Here is a 19,166-nt window from a genome sequence, read left to right as displayed (position 1 = left end):
CCCGACCACCGCGCGCAAGCTCGCCAAGCGATCAGCGCGCGCGATCACACCGGCAACCCCGGCTCAGACCACCCGCACCGCGACACGGTGGATGGAATTGTTGAGATAGCCCTTGGGATTCCAGGCCGGCTCGAAGGGCTGCGCGCGGCCTTGATCATCGGTGGCCCGCGCCCAGACCTCGTAGTAGCCAGCCATTGGGAAGCGCACATCGGCACTGAAGTGCTGCCAGGCGAAGTCATTGACCGGCTCGGTCAGGCTGGCCTCGGTCCAGGTGGAGCCAAAGTCGGTCGAGATCTCCACCTTCGACACCTTATTGTCACCCGCCCAGGCATGGCCACGGACCAAGGCTACCGGATGCGACGAGGAGACCTCGGTACCGCTCTCCGGATAGGTGATCAAGGACTTGACCGGCAAGGACTCGATGATCACGAAGTCCTCGTCCGGCACCTCCTGCCCAGGCGCCACCGGGTAACGCGGCACTCGATAGGAGGAGCCGGTCATCTTGGCGCCGTCGTGGACCTGATCACGGATCTGCACCCGCGTCAGCCACTTGTGCGAGCAGGAACCAGGCCAGCCGGGGATGACCAGGCGCAGCGGATGGCCGTTCATCGGATGCATCGGCGCACCATTCTGCTCGAAGGCGATCAGGTTGTAGGGGTTCATCGCCTTGGCGATCGGCACGCCGCGGGAGATCGGCAGCTTGTCCGCCTGCCCTGAGAGATGGGTGTCCGCCCCGAAGTTGGCGGTGTAGACCGCGGTATCCTTGACGCCAGCGGCTTTCAGGACGTCGGCCAGCCGAACGCCGGTCCATTTCGAGCAGCCAATGGCGCCAACCGTCCACTGATTGCCCTTGGCCTTGGGCTCGAAGCCGGCGCGCCCGTTACCGCCACACTCGAGTTGCAGTTGCAGGGTCACGACCTCGAACTGCTTCTTGAGGTCGGCGATCGACAACTCGAGCGGCTTGTCGACCTCGCCATCGATGGTCAGGGTCCAGCTGTCGACGTCGACCGTTTCCGGTGGCAGACCATTGTTGCGGATGAAATGGCGGTCGGTGGGGGTCACCGCATCGTCGAGCAGATGCGCCGGGGTCTCGGCGTTGAGCGGTCGATCATTGAGTACGACGAGTCCGTCCTTGCCCTCGATCGAGAAGGCCTCCTCGGCCAAGGCGACCGGGATCATCCCCGCCGGCATGTTCCGATGGAACGGAATGAAGCCGCCGAGCATGGCCGCCATGGTGGCCAGCCCGGCGCCCTTGAGAAAACCGCGGCGGTCGGCGTTCGGGACGCGCCCGAAGACGATGCGATCGGCCTCGGTCGGGTCCTCTGCATAGAGCTCGAATAGATTACGCTCTGTCTGGTTAGGCTCAGTCTTTTTCATCTCGCCATCGCTCCAGCGTCTTTGGTGGTTCAGTTTTTTCTTGTCAGCGCCCGTCGGCACCCCTGTCGGGGATTTATCAGCCAGTCTTGATCATTGTCAAAACCTAACCTAAGCCGGACGGTAGCGAACGCTGGAACTGGGGTCAAGACCCGCGGATTTCACCGCGCGTGCTAGCAAGGAACCTGAGCCTGTCTTGCGATTGATCAATGAGAAAATTAGAGGATACTTAAATACTGTCCGCAATCCCTTTCGATCGGAGTTGTACCATGACTGAGACCTCGACCTCGCGGCTGGATTATCACCCGCTGTACTTCCTTGCCGCGCTCGGCGCCGGTGGCCTGACCGTCACCTTCTTCCTCTACTTCATGTTCCTGGTGCCACACCCAGACGCACCGGTGGTCACCGCCAAGCATCTGCTCGCGCTCTGGGCCGACGGCGCGGATTGGCTGCGCCCGCTGATCATCCTCGGCATCAGCGGCATGCTGATCATGGCGGTGATGCATGTCCGCCTGTTGGTCTGGAACCTGCTGCGCTATCGGCGCTGGCGGCGCTCGATCAGCGATGAGCAGTTGCAGTCTGGTAACAAGGACGTGGCGCTGATGGCCATCCCACTGACCCTGACCATGACCATCAACGTCCTGTTCGCGGTCGGCGCGGCGACCATCCCCGGACTCTGGGAGATCGCCGAGTACCTGTTCCCCGGCGTGCTCCTGGTGCTGATCCTGATCGGCGCGGTGGCGCTGCGCATGTACGGTCGCTACCTGGCGCGGCTGATGGTGACCGGCTCCTTTGATTTCATTGGCAATGCCAACCTTGGCCAGATGATGCCGATCTTCGCCTTCGCGATGATCGCGGTCGCCTTCGCCGCACCCGGCGCGATGAGCCAGAATCAGCTCATCAACGCCATCGGGCTGTTCTTCGCGATCTTCTTCCTCAGTCTCTCGGCCTTGCTGGGAGTGGTCAAGCTGGTGGTCGGCGTCAACTCGATGTTTCGCCATGGCCTCAGCCCCAGTGCCTCGCCGAGCCTGTGGATCTTGATCCCGATCCTGACCCTGTCCGGCATCACCCTGATGCGGCTGATCATGGGCCTACAGCATGGTTTCGATCTGGAGGTGCAAAAGCCCGCACTGTTCGTGCTGACCTCGATCATCCTCTCACTGGAGATCCTGTTCGGCCTGCTTGGCTACGTGGTGATGCGCCGGCTCGGTTACTTCCGCGACTATCTGCACGGTGATCAATACAGCCCCGGTGCCTATAGCCTGATCTGCCCCGGCGTCGCCTTCTTCGTCTTCGGCTGGTTCTGGATCATGTTCGGCCTGGTTGGCAACGACATCGTCACCCCACTGACCCCGGCCTTCTTCGTGCTGATGGTGCCGCTGGTGTTGGTGCAGTGGAAGAGTCTTGAGACCCTGCTCAAGCTCAATCGCAAGCTGTTGCGGAAATCCGTGCAGCCAATCACAGCGCACGCGAGCTGATTCGACTGAGAGGCTGCCCAATTCGCGGGGCGTCCGCTAGCGCGGGCGCCGCGCGGTGCTTCTCTCAGATGCACTCTCGTTCCCGCCAGTAACCGGGCTTACGTGCCTGGTGAGCGATCGCCACGACGATGTGCTCGGCATCACGCTCGATCACGACGACATCATAAGGAAACCGTTCAAGCATCAACCGCTTGGCTCCACGAGTGCCCGCTTCAGCAGGCATTGGCAAAAGCGGCGTCGCCTCATCTTCGAGCAGATCAAGGACCGCCTCAACAGCAGCGGCAAATTCCGCTCCAAGCCCGGAGCGTTCACGCTCGTACCAGGCAGCTGCTGCACTCGCTTCCGCTGCAGCAACCTCCAAGAGCTTGACGCGGCGCATCAATCCCTCGCAAGCCTTGACTGCATCCTCCTCTGAAAGGCCGCGCGGTCCAAGAACTCCGCGCGACCACCATCAATGTCATCGATCCGCTGCACGATCTCCCGATCCCAAGCCTCAGCCACCGCGACCGGATGATCTTCAACGCCGTCGAGGCTCTTAATCAGTTCGTGAGCTAAAGCGGCCCGGTCGGCCAGAGACAAGCCGAGCACTTCAGATCGCAGTCGCCCTAGTAATCCAGTTGCCATGACCTATACCCCGAAAATGGCGCGATGATTTGTGTTAAACGCTTGCATCGACAGGCACCACCCGCCCACCGAGACATCAATCAATAATAGACGCTCATCCAAACGCATCAATTGCAGCCGCCAGCTCTGGATGCTGAGCGGCATGCTCAGCAAGCGGCACGCCAGCGGCGATCGCATCCCAGGCTTGCCTTAAGCTCGCTGCTCCGCCGCGCGGCCCCATCGGATGGCTGAACACCCCACGCCCTGGAACAAAGCCGAAATCGGCATTGCCGACGTGCCGATGCACCCCGGGCAAGGTCACCGCTGAATCACTGCCGCCCGGTACCGGCAGACAGGGCTTGATCGGCCCCATCGGCTCGACGCAGGCGGCAAGACATTCAAGCACCTCATCTTCCGCCGTCATCATCCGCGGGCCAAAGCCGGGCATGATGATGACATCGAATCCGGCCAGACGCTGCAACTTGGTCCAAACCCTTGTATGCACCCCGAAATAAGGCAGCCGGCTCGAGGCGGCGATCAACGGAAAGTGCGCCACCAGCGGGACTTGGGCTTGCTTGCGCAGCATGCGTACCGCGCTCAGCCCGGTCGGCAGTGCATTGACCATCACCGCGTTGGCGCCATTGGCCACCACCAGATCGTGCAGCGGCAGCAGCCGGTCGACCTCATCGGTGATGTTGGCGAGATAGACCTTGGGCTCGCCGGTCGCCTGCTCGGCCTCTAGCCGCGCGGCACCCAGCAGCGCCGAACGGCGCGCGATCGGCGACCAGTCGGGATCGGCCAGCATCTCGTCATCCTTGGCAATATCCAGCCCGCCAAGCCAGGCCTGATGGCCGAGTTCGGCAAAGGGCTCTGGCGCCAAGCCAATGTTGGGCTTGATCACGCCGAAGAAGAACGGACGATCGCGCACCCGCCAGAGCGCCCTTAGCCCCTGCAGCCCAAACTGAGGCCCCTGGAATGCGGCGAGAAACACATCGGGAAACTGGATATCCAGCAGCTTGATCAGCGGCACATCGGGGGCAAAGAAGGGGCCTTCGCCAAGGATCGCACTGAGCAGATTCGGGATGCGCGGGCCAAAGTTCGCATGCGGATGCGCGATGCGGACGCGACAGACGCTCACCGGACCCTCAACCGGCGGCAGCAGCGGATAGCTGGTGCCCGACTGCTCGGCCTCGACCTCGAGATCCAGCACCTTGGCGGCGAAGCGCGGGCGATAGTCTTCATCGACATCGACCCGGCGCCATTGCGCGGTCGACTGCTCGCTGCACAGATGCGCGGCGGCAACCCGTGGATCGCCCTGGCACTCGATGCGATAGTCGAGGATCAGATGCGCCTCGGCGTCGAGCGCGGACGCATCGCTGTAGAAACCGTCGATATCAGCGGCTTTCATGATCGCTCAATCCTCCGCGGCCTGGCCAAGGAACTGCAAGGTCACCGCGCGCTCCGGCCGCGGCCCATCCAACTCGACGAAGAACACCGACTGCCAGCTACCGAGCAACAGCTCGCCGTCGGCGATCGGGATGGTCTCGGAGGCATTGGTGAACAAGGCCATCAGATGTGCATGGGCGTTGTCGCGATCATCGACCGGCGCCAGGTTGTGCAGATAGTCGCCATCGCGCGGCACCAAGCGCTTGAGAAAGGTCACCATGTCGCGCTGCAGCTGGGTCTCGCGCTCATTGAGGCAGATCGCGGCCGTGGTATGGCGCGAGAGCAGCGTCACCAGTCCATTGCGCACCCCGCTGCGCGCGCAGCATTCGCGCAGTTGTTCAGTGATGTCGATGAGTTGGATCGGCGCGGTGGTCTGCAGGGTGATGGTGTCTAGGCGGGTCAGCATATTGATGGCTCCCAGAGACGAATCTCAAATCTGCAAGCAAGCGAGCGAGCAAGACGGCAGAGTCTACTGCATCAACGATAGCAAGGTTGAGGAACCCAGCGCATCGCTTCAAAGATAAGGCGTGAGCAAGCGCGCGAAGCCATCGCGCAGCCGAACTGGCAGCGTTCGGGCGCGCATATCGGCGGCGTGGATCTCGATTGCACTCGCCAGTTTCTCATCAACCAACGCATGGAGGCGACGTGCCAGCGCGGAGTCGTAGCATTCGATATTCAGCTCGAAGTTCAAGCGCAGGCTGCGTGGGTCCCAGTTCGCCGAGCCGAAGAAGCACCAAGCATCGTCGATGAGCATCAGCTTGCTGTGGTCGAACGGCGGCGGGGTGGCGAAGATGCGGCTGCGGCCTTCGAGGATCTGCTCGGCCTGGGCTTCAGCCGCCCATTGCACGAAGCGCAGGTTGTTGCGCTGTGGGACTAGGATCTGCACCTCGACCCCGCTCATCGCGATGACATTGAGCGCCGCCATCAAGGTCAGATCCGGCAGAAAATAGGGCGTGATGATCCGCACCCGCTGCCGCGCATGGGCGAGCGCGCCCATGATCAAACGGCGCAGCACGTCGAAGTCTTCGTCCGGACCATCTGGCACGCAGCGCGCAATGCTGTCGCCGACCGACTCCAACACTGGGTACCAGTCATCGCCACCAAGCCGCTCGCCAGTGGTGAAGGCCCAGTCGAGCCCGAATGTATCCATCAAGCCGCGCACCACCGGCCCTTCGACCTTGAAATGCAGATCCTGCACGGGATTCGGCGGATTGCGCTCGAGCAGACAGCCTTCGCGCAGATTGAGCCCGCCGGTGAAGCCTAAGCGTCCATCGACTACCAGGATCTTGCGGTGATTGCGCAGGTTCAGGTACGGGTTACGGATCGGCAGCGCGGACTCGAGAAAGACCCCGGTCGGGATGCCAAGCTGGCGCAGGACCTTGGGTGTATGCGGGCGGCTGTACCATTGACCGGCACCATCGATCAGCACCCGCACCAGGACACCGCGCTGCTGCGCCCGCTGCAGCGCGTTGATGAACAAGCGGCCGGCGAAGTCGTTATCGAAGATGTAGGTCGAGAGCGCGACGCTGCGCTGCGCGCCATCGATCGCACTGAGCATCTGTGGATAGGCCGCATCGCCATTGACCAGTGGTGTCAGCCGATTACCGGACTCGAGCACCGAGTAGGTCAACTCATCGCCCAGATGCCCAAGCGGGATGAGTCCCGGGAAGCGGCTCGCGAGCAGGCGATGGGCGCGTTGCTCGGCGCGCACGCTGGCCTCATCGCTCAGGATCGAGGTCTCCGGCCGCAGCCGATGCGCCTTGCGCTGAATCCGATTGATGCCGAATACCCAGTAGAGCGCCACGCCGACCAGGGGCGTCAGCAGCACCAACCCGGTCCAGCCCACGGTCGAGGGCACATCGCGGTTGCTGAGGACCAGATGCGTGGTGGTCAGGATCACCGCGGCCGACTGTAGGCCGAGAAAGCTGATGATCCAGAGGTCGGATAAGAGGTGGCTCAGGTCCATGGGCCGGTTGGTTGGTGAGTGGTGAGTGGTGAGTGGTGAGTGGTGAGTGGTGAGTGGTGAACTGCCTGATGCTAGGGGTAGCGACGCTGGTCGGTACGCTATCAGCTTTGTCAGCATCCTTGAGATCATCGATCTCAACATGGTGCCCCTGTCTCCTGTTCGGTTCGCGCTACGCTTGAATATTCAGTTAGCATGACGCGCCTTGCTGAGATTGGCTACGCCGTCAATCCTAACAACCTTGAATGCCATTCACCGAGCTGCCTACCCTGATGACGACCTCCAAGACCAGCGCCTCTTTATCGACCACGACCAGCGCATTCTCAGCCACCGCTGGCGAGGGACATCAGGGTTGGCGCAAGGTACTGAGCGCCCTGCGCGACCGGCGCGTGCTGACGATGCTGTTCCTCGGCTTTGCCGCTGGCATCCCGCTGCTACTGATCTTCTCGTCGCTATCGCTGTGGCTGCGCGAGGCCGGGGTCGAGCGCAGTGCGGTGACTTTCTTCAGTTGGGCTGCGCTTGGCTACTCGTTCAAGTTCATCTGGGCGCCGCTGGTCGATCGGCTGCCGCTGCCCTGGTTGACGCGCCATCTCGGGCGTCGGCGTGGCTGGCTGCTGCTGTCGCAGATCGCGATCATCACCGCCATCGCACTGATGGCCTCGGTCGACCCGGCCCAGGGCGATCACAGTCTCGTGCTGATGGCGCTGGCGGCGGTGATGCTTGGGTTCTCGGCGGCGACTCAGGATATCTGCATCGATGCCTATCGCATCGAGATCGCGCCACCGGCACTGCAGGGCATGCTCTCTGCGGCCTATATCGCCGGTTACCGGATCGGCATGGTCACCAGCGGTGCCGGCGCGCTGTTCTTGGCAGCGCTGTTCATGTCATCGATGGAGCAGTATTCCTACCAGGCCTGGCGGCTGACCTATCTGATCATGGCCGCAACCATGCTGATCGGCGTCGCCACTACCTTGCTGGTGCGCGAGCCCGAGGTGGAGCGCATCGACGCCTACCACTATGGACCCACGGACTACGCCCGTCTGGTGCTGGTCTTCCTGCTCGCTGTGGCGGCCTTCGCCGGCACCTTCTTCTTCACCAGCAGCAGCGTCGCCGCGCTCAAACAGGCCGCCGGCGGCGGTCCGTTCGGCGCCTTCCTGTTCGAAACGCTGCATTTTGCGCTCGCGCTCGGCATCGCTGGGCTGGTCGGCTGGGCCTTGGTCCGCCTCGGCACCGTCAATCGCGAGATGGCCCGGCAGACCTGGGTGGCGCCAGTGCTCGATTTCTTTCGCCGCTACGGGCTGCAGACCGCGCTGTTGCTGCTAGCGTTGATCGGCCTATACCGGATCTCGGATATCGTGCTCGGCGTCATCGCCAACGTCTTCTATCAAGATCTGGGCTTCACCAAGCCCGAGATCGCCCAGGCGGTGAAGACCTTCGGCGTCGTGGTCAGCATCGCTGGCGGCTTCATCGGCGGCCTGATGGCAACCCGCTTTGGCGTCATGCGCATCCTGATGCTCGGCGCGGTGCTCTCGGCGCTGACCAATCTGATCTTCGTCGCGCTCGCCTATGTCGGCCACAGTTTGCCGCTGCTCTATCTGACGGTCGCCGCCGACAATCTCGCCGCCGGCCTCGCCAGCGCTGCCTTTGTCGCCTTCTTGTCCAGCCTGACTAGCGTGTCCTTCACCGCCGTGCAGTACGCCATCTTCAGCTCGCTGATGACCCTGCTGCCGAAGGTCATCGGCGGCTACTCGGGCTCGATCGTCGATGGCATCGGCTATCCCGGCTTCTTCATCTTCACGACGCTGATCGGGGTGCCGGTGCTGCTGCTGGTCTGGCTCGCCGGACGGCGGCTGGCACTGAGGGAAGAGCCTTGATCCTGCAAGGAGCATCTGCGCCGCGGATGGCGCAGATTAACGCAGAGATCTCAATACGCTGTGCTAGCGGCGCCGGCACCGTCCAACGGGCGGCTAGCGCTGTATCAGAAATGGCTCGAGGTCAGCGTGCAGCCAGCGACTTGAGGTGCTGGAGCTAAAAACAGATCGACATCGTATGGCCCGGCAAAACGATTAGAGCACGCGGCAATCGCTCATCATCACTTCAGATTTGGTACGCCCCTGGCGCGAACCCTGCTCTTCCATTGCCTCGACCACATCCATTCCCGAGGTCACCTTGCCGAAGACGACATGGCGACCGTCGAGCCAAGGCGTGGGCGCAACGGTGATGAAGAACTGCGAGCCGTTGGTATTCGGCCCAGCGTTGGCCATTGAGAGCAGACCGGCTTCGGTGTGCTTGAGATCGAAGTTCTCATCGGCGAACTTGTCGCCGTAGATCGACTTGCCGCCGGTGCCATTACCATTGGTGAAGTCACCGCCCTGGATCATGAACCCGGGGATGATGCGATGATACGGGCTGCCGGCGTAGCGCATATCTTCACCCTGCTCGCCGCTGCAGAGCACGCGGAAGTTCTCGGCGGTCTTCGGCACCACATCGGCGAAGAGCTCGGCCTCAATGGTGCCAGCCGGCTCGCCGCCGATGGTCACATCCATCGCCACCTTCGGGTTCTCAGCCAGCACCGCGCTGCTGCCAAGCGCCAGTAGGGCACTGAATGCAAGGGCCTGGCGAGCAGGCTGGGTGTTGAATCGGACCATGGGTCTCTCTCCTCAGTTTGAATGGGTGACGAAGGTCAGGATGAATTGATGACGCGGCATTAGGCCATCTGGGCCGCACGGCATCCACATTAGAAGCCGTGACGACGCAAGGCTTGCAAACGGCTAGACAGGGGAAGCCGCTCTACACCCCCGTGATCAAGCAAGACGAACAGACGGGGCGTCAACCGCTGGCAGAGGTTACAGCAAGCACCGAATCAAGGCACCACGAGCAACAGCAGTTGTTCGATTAAAGCCGGCGAGACGCGGCGGAGCAATCAACCAAAGTTGATCCGCGCCTCCAGATTCGCCGCCGAATCGGCATGGGCCAGACATTCTTCGAGGCTGATCCGCCCTTGGCGATAGAGCCCGAGCAGCGCATCGTCGAAGACGACCATGCCACCCTCGCTGCTGCCGGCCATCGCCTCGCTGATCTCATCGATCCGCCCTTCGCGAATCAAGTCCGAGATATGCGGCGTATTGATCAAGATCTCGACCGCGGCGGTACGTTTGTCGTCGACCGTTCGCACTAGGCGCTGGGCGATGATTGCGCGCAGGTTAAGCGACAGGTCCATCAGCAAGGTCTTGTGCATCACTTGCGGGAACAGATTGATCACGCGTTCCATGGCCTGATGGGCATTATTTGCATGCAAGGTCGAGATGGCCAGATGGCCGGTTCCGGAGAGCTCGATGGCCGCCTCCATGGTCTCGCGATTGCGGATCTCGCCGATCAGAATCACGTCCGGGGCTTCACGCAACGAACTCTCTAACGCTGCTGCATAAGACAGGGTGTCCATCCCCAACTCACGTTGGTTGACGATGCAGCCCTTGTGCGGATGCACGTACTCGACCGGATCTTCGATGGTCAGGATGTGGCCCCGGCTATTGCTGTTGCGATGATCGATCATCGCCGCCAGCGTGGTCGACTTGCCAGAACCGGTCGCGCCAACCATGAGCACGATGCCGCGCCGCTGCATGACGATGCCCTTGAGCACCTCCGGCAGCCCCAGCTCATCGACGCTCGGGATCTCGGCCGGCAGATAGCGGATCACCATCGCCAGTGATCCACATTGATGGAAGGCGTTGATGCGGAAGCGCCCGCGCCCCTCCAGCCCAATACCAACATCGATCTCGCGCTCACGCTCGAGCGCGCTGATCTGCGGCTCGTTCAACAGCGAGTAGACCGCCTCCCGGCAGAGCGCCGGCGTGTAATTGGTCTCACCGATCCGATGCAGCTTGCCGTCGATCTTGATCTGCACCGGCGAGCCCGCGCTGATGAACACGTCAGACGCCTTCTTTGCGACCATCATCTCGAGATAGGGCTTGAAATCCATGCGGACCTCGCTCGGTTAACGGACATGGTGCATCGCCACCCCGGACGATGCAGCGCCTATTTCAGAGTAACGGACATCGCCCCTCGCCGCCCGGGCGATGAGGCGCTGATTTCGGGTGACGACGCGGCTAGGTGTGATCCTGCTCGGCCGGCAGATCATTTTCGCCCAAGATCGAGAAGCCATCCTCCTCACCCAACGACTCGGCCGCGACCGCATCCTTGCCCTCTAGCTTGATACGCAACCGGAGCTCATTCATCGAATCGGCGCTGCGCAGCGCGTCCTCATAGGTGATCACGCCGGCCTCATAGAGATCGAACAGGGCCATATCGAAGGTCTGCATGCCCTGCTCCTTGGAGCGCTGCATGATGGCCTTGATCTCGTGCACCTTGCCTTTGAAGATCAGATCTTGGATCAGCGGCGAGTTGATCATGATCTCGATCGCGGCGACGCGCCCACCGCCGACCTTCGGTAACAGCCGCTGCGAGATGATCGCGCGCAGATTCAGCGAGAGATCCATCAGCAGCTGCGCCCGGCGCTCCTCGGGGAACAGGTTGATGATGCGGTCCAAGGCCTGGTTGGCGCTGTTCGCGTGCAGCGTCGAGAGGCAGAGATGACCGGTCTCGGAGAAGTTGATCGCATGCTCCATGGTCTCGCGCGCGCGGATCTCGCCGATCAGGATCACATCCGGCGCCTGACGCAGGGTGTTCACCAGCGCGTTGTCCCAAGTCTCGGTATCCACGCCCACTTCGCGCTGGGTGATCAGGCAATGCTGATGCGCGTGGACGAACTCGACCGGGTCTTCGATGGTGATGATATGGCCATAGGTCTCGCGGTTCCGATGCCCGAGCATGGCGGCTAGCGTCGTCGACTTACCCGACCCGGTGCCGCCGACCACCAAGATCAGTCCACGCTTGGAGAGCACCAGCTCCGGCAGGATGGCTGGCAGACCGAGCTGCTCGGCGGTCGGGATCGCGGTCGGGATGGTGCGCAGGACCAGGCCGGGATGGCCTTGCTGGACGAAGGCATTGACACGAAAGCGGCCAATCCCAGGCGGGCTGATGGCGAAGTTGCATTCCTTGCTGGCATCGAATTGACGCACCTGCTGATCATTCATGATCGAGCGCGCTAAGAGCGCCGTCTGCTCCGGCTTCAAGGCCTGCTGACTCAGCGGCGTCAGCTTGCCATCAAACTTACAGGCGGGTGGAAAGCCCGCCGAGATAAACAGGTCTGAGCCCTTGCGCGCAAGCATGGTGCGCAAGCAATCGAGCACGAACTTGGCAGCTTGTTGGCGATCCATAAGCGGTCTCTGTCATCGTGAAGCGATCGCCGCCTCTTCCGGTAGAGACGACGCGCTCTAATCCTTAGCCTGATTGCGAACAGCACTTGGTCGAGCGCTACGGCAGTATCCGCGCCACATCGACCGACGGCAACCTGCGCAGGCCAACTCCGGTCATCCATTCGTCATCAAAGTTGAACTTGATGGTAAGGTTAAGCGTCTAACATCTCGTCTCACCAATAGAAACATAGAAAATGAGGAGATAAAAGATGCCAAGGGAACGACGCTATGACGCACGACATCGGCTCGATCTGCCAGTCTATATCCGTTACCACAAGCGCCCATTCCTGACGGCGACGGCGCGCACGCTCTCGGCCGGCGGCATGTTCTTGTCGGTCAAGGCCTTGACCCTACCCGCCGGAACACCGATCGAACTCGAGCTGCGCTCACTTGGCAAGCGCTGGCTGCTGCCCGCGATCGTGATCCATGGAGACAACAACGGTATCGGGGTGATGTTCGAATCCCCTCAAAACGCCCTATTCCACGAACTGATGCACCAACACACGGCTGCAATGCCGCCGATCATCGCTGGCGAGACCGGCGAGCAGATACGAGCCTGATCAAAGACTCATCTGCGGTTGCCCTACTGATACACCTGATCCGGCAGCCAGGTCGCAAGCGCTGGGAACAGTGCCAAGGTCGCGAGCATCAGCAACTGGATCAGGATGAACGGAGCGACACCGCGGTAGATTTGGCCGGTGCTGAGTGTAGGCGGCGCGACACCGCGCAGATAGAACAGCGAGAAGCCAAACGGCGGCGTCAGAAACGAGGTCTGCAAGTTAATTGCGATCATCACCCCAAGCCAGACCGGATCGAGCCCCATCGCCAACAGCACGGGGCCAACGATGGGTACCACCACGAAGGTGATCTCAATGAAGTCAAGGATGAAGCCAAGCAGGAACAGCACCACCATCACCAGCGCGACCGCGCCCACCGTGCCACCCGGCAAGTCACTCAAAAACTCAGTCACCAGTTCGTCCCCACCGAAGCCGCGGAAGACCAACGAGAAGATCGCCGCGCCGATGAAGATCAGGAACACCATGCTGGTGACGATGGTGGTCTGACGCATCACCGCATGCAGCGTCTCCAGACTCAACTCTCGGTGCACGGCCGCAAGCAGCATGGCCCCAACCGCGCCGACCGAGGCGGCCTCGGTCGGGGTCGCGATGCCGTACAGGATCGAGCCCAGTACCGCCACGATCAACGCCAGCGGCGGCAATAGCACCTGCAGCACCCGCAGCCAGAAGCGCGCATCGTGCTGTGGCCGCTCGGCGGCCGGGATGGCTGGAACCGCCTGCGGGCGGAAGATGGCCACGCCAACCAGATAAGCGATGTAGCCGCTCACCAGCATCAGCCCGGGGATCAACGCACCAATGAACAGATCGCCGACCGAGACCGTGTCCGGCGAGAAGATGCCCATGTCGAGCTGCGCCTGTTGATAGGCCGACGACAGCACATCACCGAGCAACACCAGCACGATCGACGGCGGGATGATCTGCCCCAGGGTACCTGAGGCGCAGATGGTGCCAGCGGCCACGCTGGGGTCGTAATGGCGCCTCAGCATCGTCGGCAAGGTCAGCAGCCCCATGGTGACCACGGTGGCGCCGACAATGCCCGTACTGGCCGCGAGCAGCATGCCCACCACCGTCACCGAAATTCCGAGCCCCCCGCGCATCGGCCCGAACAGCAGCGCCATGGTGTCGAGCAGGTTCTCGGCGACGCGCGAGCGCTCCAGCATGACCCCCATGAACACGAACAGCGGCACCGCGATCAGGGTCTCGTTGGTCATCACGCCATAGACCCGATTGGGCAGCGCCTCAATGAAGGCATGGTCGAAATAGCCCAACCATTCACCAACCAGTGCCATCACCAGCGCGGTACCGCCCAAAGACAGCGCGACCGGATAGCCGAGCAGCAGTACAACGCCGAGCGCCAAGACCAGTAGGAGGGGCATGAACTCAGCCATCGGCGTTGCCCGCGGAAGCTTTGTCCGGCTCACCCAGGGCGGCATCGACACCGGCGAGAAACAGCCCGTTGCGCAGCACCCAGATCAGCCCTTGCACCAGCATCAGCACCGGCATCACCAACAGCAGCGTTTTGAGCAGCCAAACCCCAGGAATACCGCCTGCCTCGCGCGAGCCCTCGAACACGGCCCAGGAATCAGCGACATACGTCCAAGACGAGGCCAGCAGAAACACCGCCACTGGGACCAGAAGGAACAGAGTGCCAAGCAGATCCACCCAGGCTCGGCCACGCCGAGAAAACCCTTGGTAGAGGATATCGACACGCACATGGCCGTCCTGCTGCAGTGTATAGGCGGCGCCGAGCATGAACAGCATCGCGTACATATAGGTGACCGATTCCTGCAGCGCGATCGAGCCGGAGTCGAAGACGTAGCGGAGCACGACGACGATGAATGTCATCAGCACCATCGCCAACGCCAGCCAGGACACCACCGCGCCGACCGCACGGTTCACCCACTCCAGCCATTGCGCTAGCCGCAACAAGCCGCCTTTTACCGGCGCCGGAGAGACGCGAGTCACTGGCTCCAGTCCTTCATGAGATCGAACGCCGAATGGACATCGCGCCTCGCAGCACCTGGACAATGAAGCACTTGTGCCACGGTAAGGATTCGCACATTGCGACCTACCAACTGAATAACAGCCATTGCGGCACGGCGAGATCAGGCGCCCGCCGCTCGTCCACATCGAGGACACCGTCGCCATTGGTGTCCAACAGGAAATAGGGCGGTCCGACGATGGGCTGGATCTTGACCATGTAGACTTGGCCCCTGACGCGATACTCGTAGACGGTCCCTTCCTCGGTCTCGGTGATGGTGACCTCGGGAGCGCTCGCGCTATCGCCGGCATAGCGGCCGGGGATCGATGGCACCTCAGGCGCGGACAGGAAGCTGCCAGCGTCACCCTGCGCGAGCAACGCCGCTGGTGCGAGCGCCAGGGCAAGCAAGAACAGGGCCGCGAGGCTGTGACGGGCGGGTGGCGGTATAGAGGCAGACGCTGACATAGTCCTCGGACTCGGTGCATAGGGTGATGGCCTAGTTTAGCCCGCTGCGGCTCCCCGCGCCCAACCGCCTGCTGCTCAGCTGTTCAGATGGTCAACTTTTCCACCGGAGTACTCGATGAAAGGCCTCAACCCACGGCAGATCGAGGCCGTGCGCTACGCTCAGGGTCCGCTGCTGGTCATCGCCTGTGCCGGCTCCGGCAAGACGCGCGTGATCACGCAGAAGATCGCCCATCTGATCGGCGAGCGTGGTCTGCCAGCACGCAATATCGTCGCGCTAACCTTCACCAACAAGGCCGCGCGCGAGATGAAGCAGCGGGTTGGACGCCTGCTTAAAGGCCGCGCCGGTCATGGACTGCGGGTCTCGACCTTCCACACCTTCGGCCTCGAGCTACTGCGGCGCGAAACCGCCCACGGCGCGCTCCGCCCCGGTTTCTCGCTGGTCGATCCGCAAGATGGTGAGCAGATTCTCAAGGAGCATCTGCGCGAGGCCGGGCTGAGCGAAGCCACCAGCCCGGCGGCGGCACTGGCGCGCATCTCGCAGTGGAAGAACGGCATGGTCGATCCAGCCCGTGCTGAGAGCCGAGCGGAGGATGACTTCGAGGCCGGTCTTGCCCAACTGTATCTGCGTTATGAGCGCAGCCTCGCCGCCTACAATGCAGTCGACTTCGATGACCTGATCCTGCGCCCGGTGCGCCTGCTGCGCGAGGTGCCGGCGGTGCGCGAGTACTGGCAAGGGCGCATCCGGCATCTGTTGGTCGACGAATATCAGGACACCAACAACGCTCAGTATGAGCTGGTCAAGCTCCTGGTCGGCCCCGACGGCCGCTTCACCGTGGTCGGCGACGACGACCAGTCGATCTATGCCTGGCGCGGCGCGCGGCCCGAGAATCTAGCCCGCCTCAAGGACGACTACCCGCTGCTCAAGGTGATCATGCTAGAGCAGAACTACCGCTCATCCGGGCGCATCCTCAACCTCGCCAACGGTCTGATCGCGAAAAATCCACATCTGTTCGAGAAACGCCTGTGGAGCGCGCTCGAGCCCGGCGAGCGCGCGCGCGTCTTGCACTGCCGCGACGAGACCCACGAAGCCGAGCGCGTCGCCACCGAGATCCTGCACGGGCACCAGACTAAAGGCCGCGCCTACGGCGATTTCGCCATCCTCTACCGTGGCAATCATCAGGCGCGCCCGTTCGAGAAGGCGCTGCGGACGCTGAATATCCCCTACTTCCTCTCCGGCGGCACCGCCTTCTTCGCCCGCACCGAGGTCAAGGACGTAATGGCCTATCTGCGCCTGATCGCCAACCCAGACGATGATGCCGCCTTCCTGCGCATCATCAACGTACCGCGCCGCGAGATCGGCCCCGGTACGCTGGAAAAGCTCGCAACGGTCGCCGCACAGCGCCAGACCAGCCTGTTCAGCGCCTGCACCGATCTCGCGTTGGCCGAGCATCTGACAGAACGCCAGCGGCGGCGGCTGGCCGAGTTCAAGACCTGGCTCGAGCACTATCAGCAGCAGGCTAATGCGCATCCGATCGGCAGCGTCCGCGCCCTGATCGATCAGAGCGACTATCGCGGCTGGCTCAAGGACACCAGCTCGAGCCTGAAGGTCGCCGAGCGGCGCATCGACAACGTCCACGAGCTGATCGGCTGGCTCGAGGCACTGCACAAGGGCGCCTTGCAGGAGGGCACGCTGCCGGAGATGGTCGCCCATCTCACCCTGATGGACGTGCTCGAGCGCCAGGACGAGGAGGAAGGCGGCGACCGCGTCTCGCTGATGACCTTGCACGCCGCCAAGGGACTCGAATTCCCCGAAGTCTTTCTCGTCGGCATGGAAGAAGAGCTGCTGCCGCATCGCAACAGCATCGAGGACGACAACATCGAAGAGGAGCGCCGACTGGCCTATGTTGGCATCACCCGCGCCCGCAATCGGCTCAACCTCAGCCTCGCGCGCCACCGTCGGCGCTACGGCGAGCAGGTGCTCTGCGAGCCGAGCCGGTTCCTCGACGAACTGCCGATCGCTGACCTGCACCGCGTCGATCAAGAGCCCCTGGACGAGTCAGAGCGACGCGAGCGCGGCAAGGCTCATCTCTCGGCACTGAAGGCGTTGCTGGCGCGGCCGAGCTGATGCTGTGCAACTATCCTATCCGGCCGCCCGGCAGCCGAGCTGGCACATTAGGGTCGAGCCGCATCCTATCGATTTTGGCAGGCTCATAATCCCGCCCCGCTCAGCCGTCTCGATCTTCTTCGCCGCCTGCTGCGTCATCGGGCTCGCAACGGCCATGGACGGCCGCCAGCGATCGGGTTATCCTTAACGGCCTTGCAGTGGTGCAAACAGCCGCAGCACATGCCCCCATTCAGGGCACCCCTCCAAACACGCGCCCGTAGCTCAGCTGGATAGAGTACTGCCCTCCGAAGGCAGGGGTCACAGGTTCGAATCCTGTCGGGCGCGCCAAATTCGCGGCGCAACGCAACCCTGCTTGCTGCAACCTCGCTGCTTGCCGCCATCCGCTGTCAAACCGCATCTGACCTTAGCTTTTAAGCGCGCCTCAGCCCAGATGATCCAAGGGGCTCCGCACACCCTGCCCGCCGCGATTCAGCACATGGGTATAGATCATCGTGGTCGACACATCCGCATGACCGAACAGTTCCTGCACGGTGCGGATATCGTAGCCAGACTCCAGCAGATGCGTTGCAAAGGAATGTCGCAAGCAGTGGCAATTCACCTTTTTGTTGATACCCGCACGCTCAGCGGCAAGCTTGATCGCCTTCTGCAACCCATTTTCATGGAGGTGGTGCCAAACCGCGCGCATGAAAGCCAACGCCATCGGCTTCTACGCCCTCATTGGCGCCTCCGTGCAGGATTTCCTGCCCCGGTCCAATCAGACGGCCATCGCCGAGTTCTTCCAAGCCATCCGAGCCGCCAATGCCGACTACCGGGCCATCATCGTGATCCTCGACAACTTCAGCAGCCATCACGCCGCTGACGTCCAGAAGGCAGCCAAAGAACAGGCCATCGAGCTGGTCTTCCTGCCGCCGTATGCACCAGACCTCAATCCGATCGAAATCATCTGGAAGACCATCAAGCGGGTCATCTCGGTGAACTTCATCGGTTCGCTCGACGAACTGAAACACCACATCCGCGTGACCTTCAAGGAAGCCAGCCAATACTGTTCCTATGCGCGCAACTGGATGGAGCGTTTGGTGCCGCATATCTTAGACTATAAGGATTTTTGCGGATGACTATAGACTTGATGGCAAAGTAAGCCGCGCATCCCGAGCGCGTCGTCGCCTTCCCACCGCGTAAACCAGCGGTCAGCACTGTTGTGGCCCAACACAAGGCTTAAGGCGGAAGGACTGTCCGTGTAGCCAGGGTAGAGGCGGATCGAAACATCGCATCAGACCGTTTATAGTTTTGACGGCTGCCTGTCATGCCAACTCATCCGCTTTCACGACGAGCGCGTAATGGATACATCCAGGATAACGATCGACCTGCTCTTAGTCACGCTGATCGCCGCGGCCAACGGCGCGCCCTGGGTCCTTGGACGCTGGCTCGGTCGCCACGATGCCTGGCCTGTCGATGGCGGCTGGCGACTCGCCAACGGCCAGCCGTTGCTCGGTCCATCCAAGACCTGGCGCGGACTGGCCGCGGCGTTGCTCGCGACACCACTGCTCGCCTGGCTGATCGGCTGGCCAGCCGAGTTGGGCGTCGCCATCGCCGGCGCGGCGATGATCGGCGATCTGCTGGCGAGTTTCCTCAAGCGCCGACTCGGCCTTGCCTCGACCACCAACGCGCCGGGACTCGATCAGATCCCGGAGGCCTTGTTTCCGGCGCTGGTCGCAAGCCTGTGGCTGAATCTCGACTGGTGGGATCTGACGCTGGTGGTGTTGACCTTTCTGATCAGCCATCTGCTGCTGACCCAACTGCTGCCGAGGTTGCTGCGCTCGGCGGACCACTAGCGCGCG

The 19,166-nt window shown here is 62.3% G+C and carries 18 protein-coding genes, 1 tRNA gene and 1 pseudogene; 7 read left to right on the top strand and 13 right to left on the bottom strand.

All coding sequences use genetic code 11. From position 1 onward, the window contains the following. Positions 1 to 63: 63 nt before the first annotated feature. Entirely contained in the window at positions 64 to 1,377 is a 1,314-nt protein-coding gene (locus tag CCR96_RS07695) for a molybdopterin-dependent oxidoreductase (RefSeq protein ID WP_201219498.1), read from the bottom strand. 266 nt (positions 1,378 to 1,643) lie between these two features. Between CCR96_RS07695 and CCR96_RS07690 the strand changes: the two genes are divergently transcribed. Further along, a complete protein-coding gene (locus CCR96_RS07690; protein ID WP_201219496.1) occupies positions 1,644 to 2,852 on the top strand; it encodes a TsoY family (seleno)protein in 1,209 nt (402 codons plus the stop codon). Positions 2,853 to 2,916: 64 nt separating this feature from the next. Here CCR96_RS07690 and CCR96_RS07685 read toward each other — a convergent pair whose 3' ends face one another. The 5 genes from CCR96_RS07685 to CCR96_RS07665 all read right to left on the bottom strand — a co-directional run bounded on the left by CCR96_RS07685 (position 2,917) and on the right by CCR96_RS07665 (position 6,867). Continuing rightward, positions 2,917 to 3,231: a hypothetical protein gene (locus tag CCR96_RS07685; RefSeq protein ID WP_201219494.1), complete on the bottom strand. Its 315-nt coding sequence runs from the start codon at positions 3,229 to 3,231 to the stop codon at positions 2,917 to 2,919. Continuing rightward, positions 3,231 to 3,476, bottom strand: coding sequence for an addiction module protein (locus CCR96_RS07680; RefSeq protein WP_201219492.1), 246 nt, complete (start codon positions 3,474 to 3,476; stop codon positions 3,231 to 3,233). Before CCR96_RS07680 ends, CCR96_RS07685 begins: the two co-directional genes overlap by 1 nt. Before the next feature lie 94 nt (positions 3,477 to 3,570). Then, on the bottom strand, positions 3,571 to 4,863 hold the full coding sequence (locus tag CCR96_RS07675; RefSeq protein ID WP_201219490.1) for a RuBisCO large subunit C-terminal-like domain-containing protein: 1,293 nt from the start codon (positions 4,861 to 4,863) through the stop codon (positions 3,571 to 3,573). Positions 4,864 to 4,869: 6 nt separating this feature from the next. Then, positions 4,870 to 5,307, bottom strand: coding sequence for a secondary thiamine-phosphate synthase enzyme YjbQ (locus CCR96_RS07670; protein ID WP_201219488.1), 438 nt, complete (start codon positions 5,305 to 5,307; stop codon positions 4,870 to 4,872). 108 nt (positions 5,308 to 5,415) lie between these two features. Further along, entirely contained in the window at positions 5,416 to 6,867 is a 1,452-nt protein-coding gene (locus CCR96_RS07665; protein WP_201219486.1) for a phospholipase D-like domain-containing protein, read from the bottom strand. Positions 6,868 to 7,136: 269 nt separating this feature from the next. Here CCR96_RS07665 and CCR96_RS07660 point away from each other — a divergent pair, with 269 nt between their 5' ends. Beyond that, complete coding sequence (locus tag CCR96_RS07660; protein ID WP_201219484.1) at positions 7,137 to 8,738, top strand: AmpG family muropeptide MFS transporter; 1,602 nt, start codon at positions 7,137 to 7,139, stop codon at positions 8,736 to 8,738. Between the two features lie 192 nt (positions 8,739 to 8,930). On the opposite strand, the gene CCR96_RS07655 is transcribed toward CCR96_RS07660, so the two are convergent. The 3 genes from CCR96_RS07655 to CCR96_RS07645 all read right to left on the bottom strand — a co-directional run bounded on the left by CCR96_RS07655 (position 8,931) and on the right by CCR96_RS07645 (position 12,140). Further along, on the bottom strand, positions 8,931 to 9,512 hold the full coding sequence (locus CCR96_RS07655) for a peptidylprolyl isomerase (protein ID WP_201219482.1): 582 nt from the start codon (positions 9,510 to 9,512) through the stop codon (positions 8,931 to 8,933). A gap of 275 nt (positions 9,513 to 9,787) precedes the next feature. Then, positions 9,788 to 10,843, bottom strand: a complete 1,056-nt coding sequence (locus CCR96_RS07650; protein WP_201219480.1) for a PilT/PilU family type 4a pilus ATPase — start codon at positions 10,841 to 10,843, stop codon at positions 9,788 to 9,790. A gap of 127 nt (positions 10,844 to 10,970) precedes the next feature. Next, positions 10,971 to 12,140, bottom strand: coding sequence for a PilT/PilU family type 4a pilus ATPase (locus CCR96_RS07645; protein ID WP_201219478.1), 1,170 nt, complete (start codon positions 12,138 to 12,140; stop codon positions 10,971 to 10,973). Positions 12,141 to 12,388: 248 nt separating this feature from the next. Here CCR96_RS07645 and CCR96_RS07640 point away from each other — a divergent pair, with 248 nt between their 5' ends. After that, on the top strand, positions 12,389 to 12,739 hold the full coding sequence (locus tag CCR96_RS07640; RefSeq protein ID WP_201219476.1) for a PilZ domain-containing protein: 351 nt from the start codon (positions 12,389 to 12,391) through the stop codon (positions 12,737 to 12,739). Positions 12,740 to 12,762: 23 nt separating this feature from the next. Here CCR96_RS07640 and CCR96_RS07635 read toward each other — a convergent pair whose 3' ends face one another. The 3 genes from CCR96_RS07635 to CCR96_RS07625 form a co-directional block, all read right to left on the bottom strand. Then, on the bottom strand, positions 12,763 to 14,145 hold the full coding sequence (locus CCR96_RS07635; protein ID WP_201219474.1) for a TRAP transporter large permease: 1,383 nt from the start codon (positions 14,143 to 14,145) through the stop codon (positions 12,763 to 12,765). Next, positions 14,138 to 14,722, bottom strand: a complete 585-nt coding sequence (locus CCR96_RS07630) for a TRAP transporter small permease subunit (RefSeq protein ID WP_338035839.1) — start codon at positions 14,720 to 14,722, stop codon at positions 14,138 to 14,140. Before CCR96_RS07630 ends, CCR96_RS07635 begins: the two co-directional genes overlap by 8 nt. A gap of 103 nt (positions 14,723 to 14,825) precedes the next feature. After that, entirely contained in the window at positions 14,826 to 15,203 is a 378-nt protein-coding gene (locus CCR96_RS07625; RefSeq protein ID WP_201219472.1) for a DUF2782 domain-containing protein, read from the bottom strand. A 115-nt stretch (positions 15,204 to 15,318) separates the two neighbouring features. Here CCR96_RS07625 and CCR96_RS07620 point away from each other — a divergent pair, with 115 nt between their 5' ends. Next, positions 15,319 to 17,328, top strand: coding sequence for a UvrD-helicase domain-containing protein (locus CCR96_RS07620; protein WP_201219470.1), 2,010 nt, complete (start codon positions 15,319 to 15,321; stop codon positions 17,326 to 17,328). A gap of 250 nt (positions 17,329 to 17,578) precedes the next feature. After that, positions 17,579 to 17,655, top strand: a tRNA-Arg gene (locus CCR96_RS07615). A 94-nt stretch (positions 17,656 to 17,749) separates the two neighbouring features. Here the strand turns inward: CCR96_RS07615 and CCR96_RS07610 are convergent. Continuing rightward, positions 17,750 to 17,998, bottom strand: a pseudogene (locus CCR96_RS07610) (tyrosine-type recombinase/integrase); the annotation flags it as partial. Between the two features lie 13 nt (positions 17,999 to 18,011). Here CCR96_RS07610 and CCR96_RS07605 point away from each other — a divergent pair. Next, entirely contained in the window at positions 18,012 to 18,443 is a 432-nt protein-coding gene (locus CCR96_RS07605; protein WP_201219468.1) for an IS630 family transposase, read from the top strand. Positions 18,444 to 18,665: 222 nt separating this feature from the next. Beyond that, a complete protein-coding gene (locus CCR96_RS07600; protein WP_201219466.1) occupies positions 18,666 to 19,160 on the top strand; it encodes a CDP-archaeol synthase in 495 nt (164 codons plus the stop codon). Positions 19,161 to 19,166: the final 6 nt, after the last annotated feature.

This window comes from Halochromatium roseum, assembly GCF_016653315.1.
GTDB classification, from domain to species: Bacteria; Pseudomonadota; Gammaproteobacteria; order Chromatiales; family Chromatiaceae; genus Lamprobacter; species Lamprobacter roseus.
Note: the sequence above shows the minus strand (reverse complement) of the source record. Positions and strands in the feature narration are given on the sequence as shown.

What these genes read in the sequence shown, in the direction of transcription:
- CCR96_RS07620 (WP_201219470.1), top strand. Translation starts at nt 15,319, where the DNA reads ATGAAAGGCCTCAACCCACGGCAGATCGAGGCCGTGCGCTACGCTCAG.
- CCR96_RS07690 (WP_201219496.1), top strand. Translation starts at nt 1,644, where the DNA reads ATGACTGAGACCTCGACCTCGCGGCTGGATTATCACCCGCTGTACTTC.
- CCR96_RS07635 (WP_201219474.1), bottom strand. Translation starts at nt 14,145, where the DNA reads ATGGCTGAGTTCATGCCCCTCCTACTGGTCTTGGCGCTCGGCGTTGTA.
- CCR96_RS07680 (WP_201219492.1), bottom strand. Translation starts at nt 3,476, where the DNA reads ATGGCAACTGGATTACTAGGGCGACTGCGATCTGAAGTGCTCGGCTTG.
- CCR96_RS07665 (WP_201219486.1), bottom strand. Translation starts at nt 6,867, where the DNA reads ATGGACCTGAGCCACCTCTTATCCGACCTCTGGATCATCAGCTTTCTC.
- CCR96_RS07605 (WP_201219468.1), top strand. Translation starts at nt 18,012, where the DNA reads ATGAAAGCCAACGCCATCGGCTTCTACGCCCTCATTGGCGCCTCCGTG.
- CCR96_RS07685 (WP_201219494.1), bottom strand. Translation starts at nt 3,231, where the DNA reads ATGCGCCGCGTCAAGCTCTTGGAGGTTGCTGCAGCGGAAGCGAGTGCA.
- CCR96_RS07640 (WP_201219476.1), top strand. Translation starts at nt 12,389, where the DNA reads ATGCCAAGGGAACGACGCTATGACGCACGACATCGGCTCGATCTGCCA.
- CCR96_RS07650 (WP_201219480.1), bottom strand. Translation starts at nt 10,843, where the DNA reads ATGGATTTCAAGCCCTATCTCGAGATGATGGTCGCAAAGAAGGCGTCT.
- CCR96_RS07670 (WP_201219488.1), bottom strand. Translation starts at nt 5,307, where the DNA reads ATGCTGACCCGCCTAGACACCATCACCCTGCAGACCACCGCGCCGATC.
- CCR96_RS07645 (WP_201219478.1), bottom strand. Translation starts at nt 12,140, where the DNA reads ATGGATCGCCAACAAGCTGCCAAGTTCGTGCTCGATTGCTTGCGCACC.
- CCR96_RS07675 (WP_201219490.1), bottom strand. Translation starts at nt 4,863, where the DNA reads ATGAAAGCCGCTGATATCGACGGTTTCTACAGCGATGCGTCCGCGCTC.
- CCR96_RS07695 (WP_201219498.1), bottom strand. Translation starts at nt 1,377, where the DNA reads ATGAAAAAGACTGAGCCTAACCAGACAGAGCGTAATCTATTCGAGCTC.
- CCR96_RS07655 (WP_201219482.1), bottom strand. Translation starts at nt 9,512, where the DNA reads ATGGTCCGATTCAACACCCAGCCTGCTCGCCAGGCCCTTGCATTCAGT.
- CCR96_RS07660 (WP_201219484.1), top strand. Translation starts at nt 7,137, where the DNA reads ATGACGACCTCCAAGACCAGCGCCTCTTTATCGACCACGACCAGCGCA.
- CCR96_RS07600 (WP_201219466.1), top strand. Translation starts at nt 18,666, where the DNA reads ATGGATACATCCAGGATAACGATCGACCTGCTCTTAGTCACGCTGATC.
- CCR96_RS07625 (WP_201219472.1), bottom strand. Translation starts at nt 15,203, where the DNA reads ATGTCAGCGTCTGCCTCTATACCGCCACCCGCCCGTCACAGCCTCGCG.